The 17,491-nt window shown below is 37.5% G+C and carries 14 protein-coding genes; 8 read left to right on the plus strand and 6 right to left on the minus strand.

What is annotated here, in order from left to right:
* Window positions 1-4 precede the first annotated feature (4 nt).
* From JKP73_RS15330 to JKP73_RS15340, 3 genes are all read left to right on the plus strand, one after another.
* A complete protein-coding gene (locus JKP73_RS15330; RefSeq protein ID WP_160807428.1) occupies window positions 5-1,879 on the plus strand; it encodes an ABC-F family ATP-binding cassette domain-containing protein in 1,875 nt (624 codons plus the stop codon).
* 133 nt (window positions 1,880-2,012) lie between these two features.
* A complete protein-coding gene (locus JKP73_RS15335) occupies window positions 2,013-2,357 on the plus strand; it encodes a hypothetical protein (RefSeq protein ID WP_200411533.1) in 345 nt (114 codons plus the stop codon).
* Window positions 2,358-2,586: 229 nt separating this feature from the next.
* Window positions 2,587-3,168 (plus strand): hypothetical protein, encoded by a 582-nt coding sequence (locus JKP73_RS15340; RefSeq protein ID WP_160807427.1) that lies wholly within the window; start codon window positions 2,587-2,589, stop codon window positions 3,166-3,168.
* Between the two features lie 25 nt (window positions 3,169-3,193).
* On the opposite strand, the gene JKP73_RS15345 is transcribed toward JKP73_RS15340, so the two are convergent.
* On the minus strand, window positions 3,194-4,912 hold the full coding sequence (locus JKP73_RS15345; protein ID WP_160807426.1) for a DNA-binding protein: 1,719 nt from the start codon (window positions 4,910-4,912) through the stop codon (window positions 3,194-3,196).
* Between the two features lie 136 nt (window positions 4,913-5,048).
* On the opposite strand from JKP73_RS15345, the gene JKP73_RS15350 reads away from it, so the two are divergent.
* Both JKP73_RS15350 and JKP73_RS15355 read left to right on the plus strand, forming a co-directional pair.
* Complete coding sequence (locus tag JKP73_RS15350; RefSeq protein ID WP_160807425.1) at window positions 5,049-6,101, plus strand: C45 family autoproteolytic acyltransferase/hydrolase; 1,053 nt, start codon at window positions 5,049-5,051, stop codon at window positions 6,099-6,101.
* A gap of 125 nt (window positions 6,102-6,226) precedes the next feature.
* Window positions 6,227-6,898 carry a hypothetical protein gene (locus JKP73_RS15355; RefSeq protein ID WP_021290646.1) on the plus strand — a complete coding sequence of 224 codons (672 nt, stop codon included), beginning with the start codon at window positions 6,227-6,229 and terminating at the stop codon, window positions 6,896-6,898.
* Between the two features lie 100 nt (window positions 6,899-6,998).
* Here the strand turns inward: JKP73_RS15355 and JKP73_RS15360 are convergent, their stop codons facing one another.
* From JKP73_RS15360 to kynU, 5 genes are all read right to left on the minus strand, one after another.
* The gene (locus JKP73_RS15360) at window positions 6,999-8,345 is read right to left on the minus strand and encodes a CoA-disulfide reductase (RefSeq protein ID WP_160807424.1); all 1,347 of its coding nucleotides are present in this window, start codon (window positions 8,343-8,345) and stop codon (window positions 6,999-7,001) included.
* A gap of 27 nt (window positions 8,346-8,372) precedes the next feature.
* Window positions 8,373-9,716 carry a sodium-dependent transporter gene (locus tag JKP73_RS15365; protein ID WP_160807423.1) on the minus strand — a complete coding sequence of 448 codons (1,344 nt, stop codon included), beginning with the start codon at window positions 9,714-9,716 and terminating at the stop codon, window positions 8,373-8,375.
* Between the two features lie 184 nt (window positions 9,717-9,900).
* Window positions 9,901-10,749 (minus strand): tryptophan 2,3-dioxygenase, encoded by an 849-nt coding sequence (gene kynA, locus JKP73_RS15370; RefSeq protein ID WP_021290643.1) that lies wholly within the window; start codon window positions 10,747-10,749, stop codon window positions 9,901-9,903.
* Window positions 10,742-11,389: an arylformamidase gene (gene kynB / locus JKP73_RS15375; RefSeq protein ID WP_021290642.1), complete on the minus strand. Its 648-nt coding sequence runs from the start codon at window positions 11,387-11,389 to the stop codon at window positions 10,742-10,744. Before kynB ends, kynA begins: the two co-directional genes overlap by 8 nt.
* Complete coding sequence (gene kynU, locus JKP73_RS15380) at window positions 11,389-12,660, minus strand: kynureninase (protein WP_021290641.1); 1,272 nt, start codon at window positions 12,658-12,660, stop codon at window positions 11,389-11,391. The genes kynB and kynU overlap by 1 nt, the downstream gene beginning before the upstream one ends.
* 450 nt (window positions 12,661-13,110) lie before the next feature.
* On the opposite strand from kynU, the gene JKP73_RS15385 reads away from it, so the two are divergent.
* The 3 genes from JKP73_RS15385 to JKP73_RS15395 are packed head-to-tail and all read left to right on the plus strand — an operon-like array spanning window position 13,111 to window position 17,467.
* Complete coding sequence (locus JKP73_RS15385) at window positions 13,111-14,280, plus strand: aminotransferase class I/II-fold pyridoxal phosphate-dependent enzyme (protein WP_038247409.1); 1,170 nt, start codon at window positions 13,111-13,113, stop codon at window positions 14,278-14,280.
* 6 nt (window positions 14,281-14,286) lie between these two features.
* Entirely contained in the window at window positions 14,287-15,948 is a 1,662-nt protein-coding gene (locus tag JKP73_RS15390; protein WP_370459223.1) for a thiamine pyrophosphate-dependent enzyme, read from the plus strand.
* Window positions 15,949-15,973: 25 nt separating this feature from the next.
* Entirely contained in the window at window positions 15,974-17,467 is a 1,494-nt protein-coding gene (locus JKP73_RS15395) for an aldehyde dehydrogenase family protein (RefSeq protein ID WP_038247419.1), read from the plus strand.
* The last annotated feature ends 24 nt before the right edge of the window (window positions 17,468-17,491 follow it).

Here is a 17,491-nt window from a genome sequence, read left to right on the forward strand (position 1 = left end):
GTGTATGTTAACCGTTGAAAATATAACTAAAACATTCGGAGAGAAGACATTATTTGATCAAATATCTTGTACCATTACGGAACGGGAAAGAATAGGTTTAATTGGTGTTAATGGTACGGGGAAGTCAACTTTCTTAAAGACACTTGCTGGTATAGAAGTTCCTGAAGAAGGTGTTATTCAACATGCCAAAAATTATCAAATTGAATATTTGCCTCAAGAACCAAAGTTAGATCTTGCTTTAAAGGTAATTGATCAAATCTATTATGGGGATTCGCAAATGATGAACGTAATGCGAGGGTATGAACAAGCTTTAATAGATTTACAGCATGATGCAATGAGTGAGTCAGCACAAGCCAATCTGTTTCATATGCAACAAAAAATGGACGAAATGGGTGCGTGGGAGGCAAATACAAAAGCAAAGACAGTACTAACCAAGCTGGGGATTACCGATTTTAATAAACCAGTAAGAGCCCTTTCAGGAGGTCAAAAAAAACGCGTTGCAATTGCAAAAGCACTTATCCAGCCTGCAGACTTGTTAATCTTAGATGAACCGACAAACCATTTAGATAATGAATCCATTGAATGGTTGGAAAAGTACTTACTCACCTATCCAGGGTCATTGTTATTAGTTACGCATGACCGCTATTTCTTAAACCGTGTAACCAATCGTATTTTTGAGTTAGACAAAGGAAAGTTGTATACGTATATGGGGAATTACGAGATCTTTCTTGAAAAAAAGGCGGAACGGGAAGCGTTAGAAAAAAGTAATGAGTTGAAGCATGCGAATACATTACGAAGAGAACTTGCCTGGCTAAAACGAGGGGCAAAAGCTCGTTCTACAAAACAAAAGGCGAGAGTTCAACGCGTGCATGACATGAAGGAACAGACTTTTGATACCAAGAAAGAGACACTTCATGTACCTGTTGGTTCTGTTCGACTTGGCAAACAGGTTATAGAATTGAAACATGTGGAAAAGTCGTATGAAGGCAATCAGGTACTAACCGATTTTAATCAATTAATTGTACCGGGAGACCGCTTGGGCATCGTAGGAGCAAATGGAACTGGGAAAACGACATTGCTAAATATAATGGCAAACCGCTTTGCACCAGATAGTGGAGAAGTTACTATTGGTGAAACAGTTAAAATTGGCTACTATACCCAAGGAGACGAAGAGCTCGACGGTAATTTACGAATCATTGATTATATTAAAGAAGTAGCAGAAGTCATTCATACGATAGATGGAACAGTTATTACAGCAGAACAAATGCTAGAGCATTTCCTATTTTCTCGATCAGAACAATGGACCTATATTCGCAAATTATCTGGTGGAGAAAAACGGCGTTTATATTTATTGAAAGTGCTAATGAAAGAACCCAATGTTTTATTCTTGGATGAACCAACCAATGATTTAGATACACAAACGCTAAGTGTATTGGAAGAATATCTGGATTATTTCCCTGGTGTTGTCATTACCGTATCGCATGATCGCTATTTTTTAGATCGAGTGGTCGATCGTTTACTTATTTTTCATGGCAATGGAAGCACAAGTTCGTATCATGGAAATTATACGGATTATATGGAGAAGCAAGGAGTTGAAACAGCTGCTGCGAAATCTGAAGATCTTCATAAGTCTAAAAACAACAAACCGAAAAAACAAAAGAAAAAATTGTCGTATCAAGATCAAAAAGAGTGGAATGAAATTGAAGATGTCATCACGCAATTAGAAGAAAAGCTTGAAGCAGTCCAGTCTGATATTGCAGGTGCTGGCAGTGATGCTGAAACTGTACAGCAGCTATATAAAGATCAACAAGAAATAGAAGCGGAACTAGAAGCGAAAATAGCAAGATGGGAAGAGCTTTCCTTATTAATCGAAGAGTAAAGGTATTACCTGTTTGTCAGCTGTCGATCGCATCGACAGCTTTTTTATAATTCTTAAAGCAAATTCCAAAAATTTGATAAGTTACTGCTTGATGAAGGAATAATTAGGGGAACTACAGCAACAGTATTGGGAAATGACATCGAATATAGGTACATGGTATTTTTGGTTCAATATCGTGTGTTTTATACTTCCATTAATTATCCTTATTATTGTTATTGATCGGAAAAGAATATTTGAAATTTGTTTCTATGGTTATTCTGTTCATATTTTAGCATCAAGAGTAGATAGCTTTCTTGAAAGTAATAATTATCTTGTTCATCCCCATAGTTTAACTTATTTGCTTCCTAGCGATGTGACAGTGACTTCAGTAGTTTTGCCTGTTAGTTTTATATTTATTTATCAATACTGCACAAATCAAAAGAAGAACTTTTATTTCCATGCTTTATTATTGTCTCTCGTCATTATCTTATGGTCTTGACTCTATGTTCCTTGCAGTAGGCTTCCTGAAACTACATCAGGGGATGAATTTAACTTACTTATGTATCATTAATTTTGCAGTAGCATGTTTGGCATTCTGGTTAACGAATTTGTTCCGGTTGTTAAAGAATCGGGGTATATAAGCTCAAATAATTGCTGTGTTTTCTGTATAAGGAAGAAAATAATAGCTTAAACTAACCACAATAATGCGTAATTAGGTGGTTATTCAGATGAATGTTGATGCGTTATATCATCAAATATACGAACTTAAGGAGCAACTTTCATTCCTTCGAACAGAATACTGGTACCAAACCTCTGGTGTTGATACGTGGTATTTTTGGTTTAATATTGCCAGTTATATTGTACCGCTAGTTATTTTATACTTATTTATCGATCGAAGACGTGTCTTTGAAATCGGGTTTTTTGGCTATTCGATTCATATGCTTTGGGGCTATACAAATAACTTTTTAAGTATAAATAATTTATTGGTCCATCCCCATAGCTTTTCCTTCTTAATACCTGTTGGTTTGTCTGTAACAGCAGTAATACTGCCTGTTGGATTTATGTTCATTTACCAATACTGTACGAATCATAAAAAGAACTACTATCTCTATGCTATTTTACTTTCTGTTCTTTTTGCTTATGGGTTCGGTGCATTTAGTATTGCTGTAAACTTATTAGAATTGCATAAATGGATGACATTAACCTATGTTTTCCTAATTGATGTTATGGTAGCCTTTTTAGCTTATTGGCTAACAAAATTTTTCCTCTGGATAGGAAGGCAATCCACAAAACAACAGGCAAAGGATTAAGTACGTCCTTTGCCTGTTGTTAACATTATTGTGAAAGAGCATCGATGGTTATTGTCTCAACAATTGCTGTTTGATTGTCCCGCATATTTGCTTCCAGTTCAACCTTGTCTCCTGTTTGTAGGAAAATTGATTTAGGAGCTTTTCCAGAGTTTACCGTATAAATCGTCGGGTCATCCTCAAGTAAAAATTGCACAATTTGTTTTGTATCTTGTGTCGTAACAATAACTCTCTCGATCGTACCAGCTCTTTTTTCCAATGCTGCTTCTTCCGTAGATTCCACATTACTTGGATCCTGTGCTAGTGCTAAACGATAGGCATCTAATGTACTTCTTGCCGTGTCTCCAAATACAACGAAGTCTGAATCAGCAGCTTTGATATAAGCATAATGCTTAAATAGCCCATTGGGATCTAGCACGTTCACAACCCATGTTGGATTGCCATCAATATTATAGAGAATTGGCATGGACCCCGTCCAATTCTTCTCAGGAAATTCTTTATTTACAATTTCCTTTGCACCTTTACTGTCCATAATTCCATTATTTTTATCCCCGTTAAAATAGGTTAACTCACCGGTTCTTGCGTTAATTAATGTATAACCAAGTGCAGAGTCAATATTTTCTTTTGGAGATGACATATCTGTGAAATAATGCATTTCTCCATTTTCATCAAAAATTGGCGTTACATTGCTTTCTGTTCCAGATTCATTAGGAATTTTTACATCCTTTTTACCAAAGATAGAATTGAGCCATCCATGCACATACTTCCCAAAGTAATCATTTTCATCTGAAGCCATTTCTGAACTAATTGGCCCATCGACGAAACGTGGCGCTTCCTTAGCTCGATATAATTTTACATTGCCGGTTACTGGATCAACCATAGCAACATGTATTTTTTCTAGATTTGGTTTATTTGTCATCCCAATTGGTTTATAGAGAGTTTGAACATACCAAGGTTTTCCTTCTCCATCCACTTCAATTTGGGCTTCACCACTTTGAATATAATCCGGATAAGCATTATAAACCGTTCTTGTTACATTATGATGAAAGTAACTAGAGTTGGTATAGCGCATATTACTATTATGGAACTCAGGTTGTGCATTGACATCCGTGGCCGAAATTGTGAAATAACCTTCTGTCTCTTTGCCTCGGAAATATCTCCAGAAACCAGTAAATTCTACAGGTGCTACAAAAACGATATCTTCACCTATTTTTTGAACTTGTAATTTACCTAAATCATAGAATTGTGTATTTGGTACAACACTCATTGCCTTTTGTACTTTATTACGAGCAGATTCTGGTGATACCACGATCGGTGTTGCATCTTTATCCAATGGCTTTGCCTCATCTATTTCTTCTGTTGTGATTGAATCATGTGTGTCATCTAAGGTGAAAATACCCATTACGAAGAATCCAGGAATAGCTATGATGGCGAATAAAATAATTGCCCCAGTAATCGCATCAAATTGCTTACTGGATTTTGTAAAAGGCTGACTAGAAGTCAATACATATAATCCGACCATCCCAACAAATCCGATAATGATGTTAGCAATGGTTATTGTTGGAATTGTAATTGCCGGCATGAAAATATAAACGATAATAATGCCGATAATAAAAAGGGTAGCAAATACGATGCCAACTGCTTTTAGTGTGGTCATGCGAAATTTTTTGTTTTTAAGCACAAAAAATCCAGCAATGACAAAATACAAAATAAATGAGAGAATGGTTGTCGTTAAAATTCCTGTCATAATTTCATCTCCTATTCTTAACTCTACTATTATATACGTAGGATTGTTATAAAAAGTTTCAAGAAAGGCAATTTGATTTTCAACTGGAATAAAAATCATTAAAATAGGGAGAGATGCAGAAAAAGGGGGGATCGGTTTGAAGCAAATTTATAGTGATGTCATCCAATTTAGGGGGAATCATTATCAATATGGCTGTATGCAGGGTAAAGCTTTAAAGGATTCTTATATATTAGAGAATCGAAAGAAGCAGTGGAAAATTAGGCAGCCGCGATTTGCCATTCATGAACAAGAAGTAAAAGCAGCTATTACTCCCATTGCCCCAGGTATTTGGGACGAATTGTGCGGATTAAGGGATGCATTGGATTGGACAATGGAGGATGTATTGCTGGAATTTGGCGGGTTCCGCTTGGAATATAAAAAAAGTGGATGCTCTATATTCACAGGTAGTGAATATATGATTCGTAATTATGACTATCATCCGAAAACGTATGAGGGTCGCTATACTGTATTTCAACCAAGTGATCAGGGATATGCGACGATTGCTCCTTCCCAACGTATAACAGGGAGAATGGATGGTATGAATGAACATGGGTTGGCGATGGGCTATAATTTTATTCATCGTCGCAAACCTGGAGACGGATTTATATGTAATATGATTGGAAGAATGATTCTTGAAAACTGTAAGAACACGGATGAAGCCGTTCAATTACTAAAAGAAATACCGCATCGCCACTCATTTAGCTATGTTTTATTAGATAAAAATGGGGAAACCTTTATTGTAGAAGCTTCACCTCGATCGGTTCAGGTACGTCAATCGAATGTTTGTACGAATCATTTTGAACAATTAACTAAGGAAAATCGGTATCATTTGGATGATTCATATCGCAGGCAGCAAGCTATACAAGCACAAGAAAAGGAGACAATGACTGCATACCAGGCATTTACAATGATGAATGATTCCACCAGAGGGGTATTCTCAAAAAAATATAAACATTGGGCTGGTACCATTCATACATCCGCGTACTTTCCAAAAGAATTAAAGGTTTGGTTTGCTCTAGGAGGAGATCGAGAACCATTTGTTTTTCACTTTAAAAACTGGTTAAATGGCGATGACTTTAACACTAGTCGGATAATCGGAGAGGTAGATACAGAGCTGCCATTTGTTCATATGGAAGAAAATGTGCGGTGATTAGTAATTTTGTGAAAAGCATGTTTAAATTTGAGAAGTTTATGGGAAAATAAATTTATACTTTCTTTTTTTATAACAGCAGTTATAATATACTCAGGTGAAATATCAAAGTAGGAGGTAACCTAATGAAGCTCTTTCAGGTACGGAAAGGTCAATTCGTTTTCTATCGAAATGAATTGCATAAGGTGTATTCGGTTAAACCGATGTTTAAAAAATCAGTTCACTTATATCGTTTAAAAGATATGCAGCAGATTCTAACGAAAGCAAGTGAAATCGAATTGTATCGTCCGCAACATAATGATACATTTATTTTTTATGGAAAACGATATACGATTGATAAAGATAAACGACCAGAGCCAGGTGATTATATTTTAATTATTAAGCCTGCTCCCGATTTTCTCGATCATTATTCGCTTAATTCCATAGAAAAAGTCGATAGCGTGGAAGATGGGAATGTTGTAACGACAAGAGATAATGGTGTGAAACACAGTGAATATGTGGTAATGGTACCAGGAAAATCAGATGCAAGTCGTGAGATTGCTTATTACGATAAAAGCCTTGTTCCAGAAGAACAACAAATTCAAGATGAATCAATTAGTTATTTAGCTGAAAGTGATGGCAATATCAAACCGGTTGTCGGTGATATTTATATCGATGTAAATAATGAAACGAAAGCAATGATTGTTGCGATGACGGAAGATGAAGTAGTCTTTGGTCATGGTGTACGTATTCATGTAGCCGATCTATTAAATGAAGAAAATTATAAATTAGTATATCGTTTTGAAGAGGATCTATAAGGTATATCAACTTCAAATCACAAGATTTTAATTTAAGAATCAACTGAAGATGAACAAAAAAACTGTGCGATTGAAAGAATGAATCGCACAGTTTTTCTTATTATTTTTCTTCTAATTTCGAACTTGCTTTATAACCAAGTACATTAATGGGATCTTTAGGGCTAGAATATGGCGGGGCATAGGCCAATTCTAATTCAGGTAAATCAGTCACCGTGAGATTTCCCTTTATTGCAGTTGCTAAAACGGCTAACCGTTTGTCGACCCCAGCAAATCCAACCACCTGTGCGCCATAGATCTTTCCGTCCTGTTTACTAAATAATACTTTTAACCATATTTCTCCAGATCCGGGATAATAGCTGGCGTTAGACATGGTTTTAAGGGTCGCGGTTTCATAGTCTCGGTTTAGAGACTTTAAACGATCTGTATTCAGTCCAGTGGAGCCAATCGTTAAGTCAAATAGTTTTAGAATATTAGAACCTAGTGTGCCCTTATAGGGGATTTGTTGCCCTTTGATATGACTAGCTATAATAAATGCTTGTCGATGGGCAGGTCCTGCCAAAGCAATATTTCTTGGAATATCTATGATGGCATCTTTCGTTTCCACAACATCACCTAGTGCATATATATTTGGGTCATTAGTTTGCATAAACGCATTAACTTTTATTGCACCGGTATCCCCAATTGCAAGTGATGCATCTTCAGCAAGCTTTGTATTTGGTTTAACCCCTATTGCTAGAATAGTCATATCAGCTTGAATAGAGGTACCACCATTTAAGTGGAGCGTTTGCCCTTGGTTAGAAAAATAATAGAGAGCGTCATTAAGTACAACGGTGACATTGTTTTTCTTAAGATGATCTTCAATCATCTGTGCCATGTCTGAATCGACTATATTCATTACTTGTGACGATTGATCGATTAACGTACAATCTATGCCTTTGCTATACAGGTTTTCCGCCATTTCCAATCCAATAAACCCAGCTCCGATAATTGCTGCTGAGGTTGGCTTTTCCTGCTCAATAAAGGAATGAATCGCATCCATATCTGGAATAGAATGTAAGCAAAACGTGCGCTTCATGTCCATTCCGTTAAATGAAGGAGCAACGGCTGAAGCTCCAGGTGATAAGATGAGTGTATCATAGGATTCGGTATGAATTTGTGAATCCTGTCTATACTCAATTTCTTTCGTTGTACGTTGAATCGCTGTTACTTCTGCATGGACTCGTACATCTACCTGATATTTCGCTTGGAAGTCTCCTGTTGCATATAAAATATCTTCTCTGTTTGGTACCTTATTCCCGATGTAGTAAGGCATACCGCAATTAGAAAAGGAGATATATTCCCCTTTCTCAAAGATAATAATTTCTGCATCTTGGTTATCTCTACGAATTTGAGCGGCTACAGTAGCGCCGCCACCTACTCCGCCAATAATAAGAATTTTTTGCGCCAATGCAATCACCTCCAGGCATAGTTTACCCTATATAATGCCGATTGAACCTAAGAAGACAATAATAATAGTAATCGGAACAAGCCAACGCATATTCTGCAACCATACATTATATATCCCATTAGATAGCTGGTTTCCATAAGAAAATTCTTGTTTAATTAACGCCTTATCCATTTTATACCCAATAAATAGAGCGATAAATAAACACCCACCAGGAAGCATAATATTACTTACTAAAAAGTCAGTAGCATCAAATACGGTTTTTCCAAAAATGGTAAAGTCAGCTAAACTGCTTGAAGATAAAGCAGCTGGAATACCAGCGATAAAAACAAGTATACCTGATATAAATGCTGTTTTCTTCCTAGAACGCTGTTTCTTTTCAGTGAACGCAGCTGTGATAATCTCTAACATACTAAAGGAGGATGTTAGAACCGCAAATAAGAATAATAAGAGGAATAAACTCAAGAATATTTCACCAAATGGCATTTGTGCAAATGCCTCCGGTAGTACAATGAATAATAGTCCTGGACCTTCTGCTGGCTCTAAACCAAATGCGAAAACAACAGGGAAGATAGCAAGCCCGGCTAACAATGAAACGAAAATATTCATAATTGAAACAGATCCGGCAGACATTGGGAGACTGACATCCTTCTTTAAGTAGGAACTATATGTAACCATAACAGAGATACCTACAGCAAGTGAGAAGAATGATTGCCCAAGTGCATAGAGTACATTTTCGGCATTTAACTTAGAAAAGTCCGGTTGAAGGAAAAAGCGGAGTCCTTCCATAGCACCTTCAAAAGTTAGTGAACGAATGACAAGTATGATAAAAAAGATAAATAATAATGGCATCAGTACTTTACTTGTTTTTTCAATCCCATCTTTAATTCCAAAAGAGACTACCATAATATTAATTAGAATAAATAATAGATGACCAATCAATGTAATTAACGGATTTCCCGTAATGGTAGCGAATAAATCTGCATAATTCGCCGTGTCGCTAATGATCAGACCTGGAATCGAAATAGCACTATAGATTAATACCCATCCACCAACAACACTGTAAAAGGACATAAGTAGAAAAGCGCCAACGACTCCCCAATGTCCAATGAATGACCAGCCAGTTTTAGGGGCTAGCTTTTGATAAGCTGTTACTGCTTCTTTCTGCGCTCCTCTACCAATAATAAACTCTGCTATTAATATAGGAAGACCAATGATTACTGTAAATGCGATGAATAACAAGAAAAAGGCCCCTCCGCCGTTCATTCCTGTCATATAAGGGAATTTCCAAATTGCTCCTAGGCCGATAGCTGCTCCAGCAGAAGATAAGATGAACCCTATCTTTGTCGACCATTGTTCTTTTTTAGGTTGCATACAAAACGTCTTCCTTTCTTTCTTTTTCTTCCATTTTTAGTACAAATGATATGTACAGGGAGGCGCAAACCTCCCCTTATGAATTAAGTTTCACTTTATTTACATTGATCGTAAAAGTCAAGTGATTTTATCTTGGTTTTATCTTAGTTCCACGCTTTTTATTAATATGGTCCTCATTTTCGGATTATAACTTGCTTCTTATTTCCCATAATTCTGGAAAGAAGGGGTGATCTAGCACTTTCTTTAAGTATCCAACACCAGATGATCCTCCTGTTCCCATTTTGTGGCCAATAATTCGTTCCACTGTTTTCATATGTCGAAAACGCCATTGTTGAAACCAATCTTCGATATCGACGAGTTTTTCTGCAAGCTGGTATAAATCCCAGTATTGATTTACATTCTTATATATAGTCATCCATGCTTGTTCGACAGTTTCATCCTTTTCATACGTTTTCGAAAAATCACGCGTCACTATGTCTGGGTTTATAGGAAAACCATTATCTGCCAAAGCTTGAATAGCAACATCATATAAACCGGGAGCATGATAAGCATGATAGAGCATTTGATGAACTTCTGGATCCTTTTCGTATATTTTTAAGATGAATGGCGTTTTATAGCCGAGTACAAATTCAACTAATCGATATTGGTAAGATTGGAAACCAGAGGCGTTTCCTAACTTATCGCGAAACTCCATGTATTCCGCTGGTGTTAAGGTTGATAGCACATCCCAAGCTTGAATAATTTGCGACTGTATCTTAGACACACGGGATAGCATTTTAAATGACGCTTGCAGATCGCCACGCTTAATCGCAGCGACAGCCGCCTGGGTTTCATGAATGATTAATTTTAACCACAATTCACTAACATGATGAATAATAATAAATAACATTTCATCATGATGATCCGATAGCCGCTTTTGGCTGGAGAGTAATGTATCTAGCTGCAAATAATCTCCATATGTCATTTTTTCCTTGAAATTTGTATGAATTCCTTGTTCCGAATCAAAGGTACGATCCATATGTTTGTTAGTCATCCTGTTGGCCCCTTTCCTTTGGACGTAAGACTGCCCGTACTGGGCTACCATCGGCACCCTGAATAGGTAATGGAAGAGCTATAAGCTCGTAGATACCTGGCGAAACCTGATCAAGCGTAATATTTTCTAGAATATGGATGCCATGCTTATGAAGCGTATGATGTGTTCGTAAGTCCTTGCTTTCAGGTGGGTCCACAGATGGGATATCAACCCCAAGCAAGGTAACTTCTTTTTCTTGTAAAAAGGCTGCAATAGATGGATCTAACCTGGGGATGTTTTCTGGAAAACGTGTTGGAATATTAGGTAGTGATGTACGTAATAGGACACGTTTTATATTTGCTGGCCAGGTCAATTGATTCAATACATTGTCGGTTATTTTATCTACATGACTTACATCAAAAACGACAGCATCACCAACATAATGATTGATGTCAAGTTGTTCAACAGTACTACCATTTGCATCAAAATGGTATGGTGCGTCGATATGCGTTCCGATATGAAGACTGGTAGTTATTTGGCCAATATTTACAGATGTTGTTTCTTTTATTGATGCCGTTAATGAGTATGAAAATGGTGTATCGCCAGGCCAGTTAGCTATGTTATTTGTTAGTGGTTGAGAGATATCGATCCAGTCTGTCATTATGCAATGACACCTCGCTTATTTTCAAAGTTTTTATAGGCCTTGTTTTCCATAATCGTTTTTAAGATTTGTACCATCTTCCATATTTCTTCAAACGTATTATAGAGAGCAACAGGAGCTAAACGGATTCCGTTTGGATTTCGGAAGTCTGGAATGACACCTTCTGCCTTTAATGCTTTACAAATTCGAGCTGCTTCAGGATGTTCCAAATAGATATGTCCACCCCGTAATTCATCTGCTTTAGGATTTGCGATAAAGAATCCTTGTTCCTGAAGTTCAACTTCAATAAGTTTCATTAAGTAGTTGGTTAATTCAAGCGACTTTTTTCGAATTCTGGCTATTCCAATTTCTTCAAACATTTCTAAGGAGCCGATTAATGGTGCTGCACTTAACACATGTGGGGTGCCAATTTGATAGGCACCTGCACTTTCTGCTGGTGTTAACGTATGGTCCATATCAAATTGTTTTTCCTTATTCGAGCTGAACCATCCTGCTAGTCCAGGGTTGTTACCAAAATGCTTTTGGTTAACGTATAAACCGCCGACACTACCAGGTCCTCCATTTAAATGCTTATATGTACACCAGAAGGCGAAATCAACTCCCCATTCAGATAATTGATGTGGAATGGAGCCAATTGAATGGCAAAGATCGAACCCGACAATAATCCCCCGTTTATGAGCTTCTACGGTAATGGTTTCCATATCTAAAATTTGACCACTACGATATAGTACACCAGGAAGCACAAGCATAGCTACTTCTTCTGACATTGCTTCAATAATCGTATTTGTATTTAAGGTGTTTCCGTCTTTACTTTTAACCTGAATCAAATGATCTTCTGGTTGTAGTCCTTTTAACCGTAACTGGCTCTTTAATGCATAAATATCTGACGGGAAGTTTAATTCATCCGCTAAAATTTTCGTCTTTTTTCCCCTTGGCTGAAAAAAGCTTGCTGTCAGCTGATGAAGGTTGGTTGTAGTTGACCCAGTAATGATTACTTCTTCTGGCCTTGCACCAATTAGGTGGGCGGACATCTTTCCTAATTTTTCTGATAAATAGAACCAAGGATATGCCCCTTCTGACCAACCATCAATTCCATATTCTTTCCAGGATTCCATGAGCATTTCTACGGTTTTTTTTGCCCGTTTGGATAATATGCCTAACGAATTTCCATCAAAGTAGATTTTATCAGGAGAAAGGTAAAACTCCTCTCGGTATGTCGATAATTCATCTTCACTATCTAAATGGCGTGCATAGGAAATGTCCGTCTTCATTTTTAAGGTACCTCATTTCTTCGAATTATGATCTTAAACACTATTATTATTCTAACAAAATTACAGAAGGATGTTAGTGTTAATTACTAGAAGATTTTTAGTACTAAAAAAAGTTCATCTAATAAAATACTCAAAATTAGGAGTGTGCAGGTATTTTATTCGTAATATAAATCCCACTACACACATATTGTTTTCTGATAGGCCAATTGCATTTTTGATAAAAATTATTAGACCTTTATTCCTGGTCAGTAGCTTTGTTCAGCAATTAAAAAGTTGCTGTTTGTCATGTTAAGAAGGGGAATGAGGGAACAAATATGTATTTACCATAGCAATAAATAGTACTTTGGAATGATTTGTTTTCAGTATATTGTAAATTTTATGATGCTGATTTATACTATTGGTAAATAAATGAAACAGCATTTCATTATATGAAATATAGGGAGGATTAGGATGGCTTTTATTTCTGATAAAGTAGAAAGCTTACCACCATATTTGTTTTCGGAATTTCAGAAAAAGAAAAAGCAGCTTATCAGTAATGGCGTCGATTGTATAGATTTAGGAATCGGTGCACCTGATTTACCGACGCCTGATTTTGTATGTCAGATATTAATGGAGGAAGTGAAACATTCAGCAAATCATCGCTATTCTACTTATAGTGGTTTACTGGAATTTAAACAAGCAGTCGCTCATTTTTATAAACAACAATACGGCGTAATTCTTAATCCTGAAACAGAAGTATTGGCACTTATCGGCTCAAAAGAAGGAATTGCTAATTTAATCCAGGCCGTAATTAATCCAGATGACAAGGTAATTGTACCAGATCCAGGTTATCCGGTTTATCGTACTGGAGTTCATTTGGCTGGTGGTGAGAGTATTTCTTTGCCTCTCGATCATGACAATAATTACACTCCCATGTTTCACCGTCTTTCTGCTGCAGATGCCCATCAAGCGAAATTAATGTTCTTAAATTATCCGAGCAATCCAACAGCTGCAGTAGCGGATATGTCTACTTATTTGGAAGCGATTACATTTTGTCGGGATCATGGAATCATTTTAGCCAATGATGCAGCGTATGACCTTGTAACGTTTGAAGATTATCAGTCACCAAGTGTTTTACAAATTCCTGATGCCAAAGATTATGCTGTTGAATTAGGTTCTCTTTCCAAAAGTTTTAATATGACTGGATGGCGAATTGGTTACATTGTTGGAAATCAAGAAATAATTCAATCGCTGGCTACCTTAAAAAGTAATATTGATACTTGCCAGTTTATCCCAATTCAAAAAGCTGCAGCCGCAGCTTTAACGAGTGATCTATCCTGTGTTCAGGCAAATAATGCTGTTTACAAACAGCGTATGGAAAAATTGTACGCTGCATTGACCAAGGTTGGACTGAAGGTGAGAAAACCAAGAGGAACAATATTTATTTGGGCAGAAGTACCAAAGGGCTATAATTCCATGTCATTTGCCAATCAACTATTAGATGAGGCAGGACTTATTGTAACCCCAGGAATTGCTTTTGGAGCAAATGGTGAAGGATTTATCCGCATCTCATTATCTGTTAGCTCGGAAAGGTTGGATGAAGTCATTTATCGGTTACACCAGTTTGAATGGAAGGAGTGATTAAAAATACAGATGACAAAAACAAAAGAATCAGCGGCAAAGGCGATCATAACTTGTTTAAAAAAAGAAAATATAGAACGCGTTTTTTGTGTACCAGGGGAAAGTTATCTACCTGTATTGGATGCGCTTTATGATGAAAGCACTATTCAAGTAATATCAGCAAGGCATGAGGGAGGGGCGTCCTTCATGGCTGAAGGCTATGCCAAATCTGCATTAAAACCAGGTGTTTTGCTTGCTACAAGAGGAGTAGGTGCAGCGAATTTATCAATTGGTGTTCATACAGCATATCAAGACTCTACGCCAATGGTTGTATTCTTAGGTCAGGTACACAGTAAATTTAGAGGAAGAGAAGGGTTTCAAGAGGTTGATTTAGATCAGTATTTTCAATCCATTGCTAAGTGGACTGTTGAATTAAAAGATGCAGAACGAACACCAGAAATCGTACAACGTGCTTTTCGAATTGCCAAATCAGGCAGACCAGGTCCAGTAATTATTTCATTGCCAGAGGATGTTTTAAAGGAAGAAGCGTATATGCAATATGGTCCTGTGATACCTCGTCCAGCACCAGCACCTTCTCCTGCTGAATTGAAGCAGGTAGAGATGCTTTTATCAAAAGCTAAGCAGCCAATCATCATTGCTGGCGGCGGGGTAAAGAATGCAAATGCAGAACCCTGCTTAAAAAAATTCGCAGAAACCTTTAATATACCAGTTCTAACAGCGTTTCGCCGTCATGATGTATTTCCAAATGATCATTTGTTATATGCAGGACATTTGGGCTTAGGAACTTCAAAAGAAGTACTTGATACAGTGAAATTAGCGGATGTGGTATTGGCATTAGGAACACGATTGTCTGAAGTAACTACCCAGGATTACGCACTCCTATCGTCCAACCAGCGGCTTATTCATATCGATATTGACTACAATAGCATTGGCAAAAGCTTTGCTCCAGACATAGGCATTGTAGCTGATATGAAGGAAGCCTTTGATCAGTTGCAAACAGTAAATGTAATGCATGCTTGGTCGGATTGGGCTTTTGATCGAAATGCAGCTTATGCTAGATCCTGTCGGTTAGATGTGAAAGAAACAGATCCCATTAATACGCAAATTATTGAATACCTAATTAAAATATTACCAGAGAATACTGTGATCACGAATGATGCCGGGAATTTTGCTGGTTGGGTTCATCATTTTTATCCATTTAAGGTTGCACATACGTATGTTGGGCCTACTTCTGGAGCGATGGGGTATGGATTACCGGGGGCAATTGGAGCAAAACTTGCTCTTCCAGATCGCTTAGTCGTTGGTTTTTCCGGTGATGGAGGGTTTATGATGACTTGTCAAGAACTGGAGACCGCTGTGAGATATGATATTCCAGTCATATGTCTCGTTTTTAATAATAAGATGTATGGTACGATTCGCATGCACCAAGAAATGCACTTTCCAGAAAAAGTGATCGCTACGGATTTAGGAGATGTGTCTTTTAAGGATATGGCAATAAGTGTTGGGGCAATTGGTTATCGTGTAGCTTCATCGCAGGAATTTAAAGTTGCTTTTGCGGAAGCATGTCAATTAAGAAAACCGGTTGTGATTGAAATATTGACAGATCCAGAGCAGATTTCTGTTTCATCAACCATTACTCAACTTCGAGAAAGGTCCATGAAACAGTAATATATTAAATAAAGGAGGTTTTATTATGACAGCAACGTTACAAACAAAAAAACTACGAAATTTTATTGATGGAGATTGGGTAGAGGTAGAAGCTTCAACAGCCGTTATTAATCCTGCAACAGGGGAAGAAATTGTTCAAGTTCCATTATCCAGCAGCGAAAATGTTCATCAAGCAGTATATGCTGCTAAACAGGCTCAAAAAGAATGGGCTCTCGTTCCAGCCCCTCAACGAGCGGAAGTACTATATCGCGTTGGTTATTTAATGAAAGAACGTAAGGAAAGACTATCGCAGTTATTAACAATGGAAAATGGAAAAGTGATTGAAGAAGCCCGTGGGGAAGTGCAAGAAGGTATCGATATGGCATTTTATATGGCTGGTGAAGGACGGAGGTTATTTGGGCAAACGACGCCGGCAGAATTAAAAGATAAATTCGCTATGAGCCAGCGTTGTCCAGTAGGAGTTGTGGGAATCATCACTCCTTGGAATTTTCCAATAGCTATAGCAACATGGAAGTCCTTCCCAGCAATTGTAGCTGGAAATGCAGTTATCTGGAAACCAGCTACTGAAACACCAATTATGGCTTATGAATTAGCGTCCATTTTTGAAGAAGCTGGGTTACCAAAAGGAATCATGAATGTTGTATTTGGCACTGGTTCAACAGTTGGAGATGCAATGGTTCATCATGAAGATATTCGCATTATTTCATTTACTGGTTCCAATGATACAGGTAGAAATATTGCAGCGGAATGTGGAAAGCAATTAAAGAAAGTATCCCTTGAAATGGGTGGAAAAAACGCGGTTATTGTTATGGAAGATGCTGATGTGGACCTCGCAGTGGAAGGAATTTTATGGAGTGCATTCGGTACAAGCGGCCAACGTTGCACAGCATGTAGTAGAGTGATTGTTCATGAAGATGTAAAGTCTACCTTAGAGGAGCGTCTCCTTGCAGAAATGGAAAAATTAACAATTGGAAATGGATTGGATGAAAGGAATAAAATTGGCCCAATCATTAATCAAAAAGGAGTAGAAAAGATAAAATCATATATTCAGATTGGAAAAGATGAAGGGGCAAAGCTTCTTGCTGGAGGTTATGAATGGAAAGACGATTCGCATCAAGATGGAATCTTCTTTGCTCCAACCTTATTTACGGATGCTAATTCTTCGATGCGGATAGCCCAAGAGGAAATATTTGGACCAGTCGTGTCGTTGATTCCGGTGGAAAGCTTTGAAGAAGCTATTAAGGTAAACAATGGAGTAACCTTCGGATTGTCAAGCTCCATTTTTACAAAAGACGTGAACCGTGTTTTTCAAGCGCAGCGGGATTTAGATACTGGCATCGTATATGTGAATGCGGGTACGACTGGTGCAGAAATACATCTACCTTTTGGTGGAACCAAAGGGACTGGGAACGGTCACCGAGATTCTGGTGTGCAGGCATTAGATGTGTTTACAGAGTGGAAAGCAGTTTATGTAGACTACAGTGGTAAATTACAACGTGCTCAAATTGATGTAGATTAATTGTAAAGTAGGGACTCGTATTGA

It is taken from the genome of Virgibacillus salexigens, assembly GCF_014905415.1.
GTDB classification, from domain to species: domain Bacteria; phylum Bacillota; class Bacilli; order Bacillales; family Amphibacillaceae; genus Virgibacillus; species Virgibacillus salexigens.

Bases quoted from the DNA above. Each gene is read 5' to 3' on its own strand.
- JKP73_RS15345 (WP_160807426.1), bottom strand. From the start codon at position 4,912: ATGACAGGAATTTTAACGACAACCATTCTCTCATTTATTTTGTATTTT.
- JKP73_RS15330 (WP_160807428.1), top strand. From the start codon at position 5: ATGTTAACCGTTGAAAATATAACTAAAACATTCGGAGAGAAGACATTA.
- JKP73_RS15335 (WP_200411533.1), top strand. From the start codon at position 2,013: ATGACATCGAATATAGGTACATGGTATTTTTGGTTCAATATCGTGTGT.
- kynA (WP_021290643.1), bottom strand. From the start codon at position 10,749: ATGACTAACAAACATATGGATCGTACCTTTGATTCGGAACAAGGAATT.
- JKP73_RS15340 (WP_160807427.1), top strand. From the start codon at position 2,587: ATGAATGTTGATGCGTTATATCATCAAATATACGAACTTAAGGAGCAA.
- JKP73_RS15365 (WP_160807423.1), bottom strand. From the start codon at position 9,716: ATGCAACCTAAAAAAGAACAATGGTCGACAAAGATAGGGTTCATCTTA.
- JKP73_RS15385 (WP_038247409.1), top strand. From the start codon at position 13,111: ATGGCTTTTATTTCTGATAAAGTAGAAAGCTTACCACCATATTTGTTT.
- JKP73_RS15355 (WP_021290646.1), top strand. From the start codon at position 6,227: ATGAAGCTCTTTCAGGTACGGAAAGGTCAATTCGTTTTCTATCGAAAT.
- kynB (WP_021290642.1), bottom strand. From the start codon at position 11,389: ATGACAGACTGGATCGATATCTCTCAACCACTAACAAATAACATAGCT.
- kynU (WP_021290641.1), bottom strand. From the start codon at position 12,660: ATGAAGACGGACATTTCCTATGCACGCCATTTAGATAGTGAAGATGAA.
- JKP73_RS15395 (WP_038247419.1), top strand. From the start codon at position 15,974: ATGACAGCAACGTTACAAACAAAAAAACTACGAAATTTTATTGATGGA.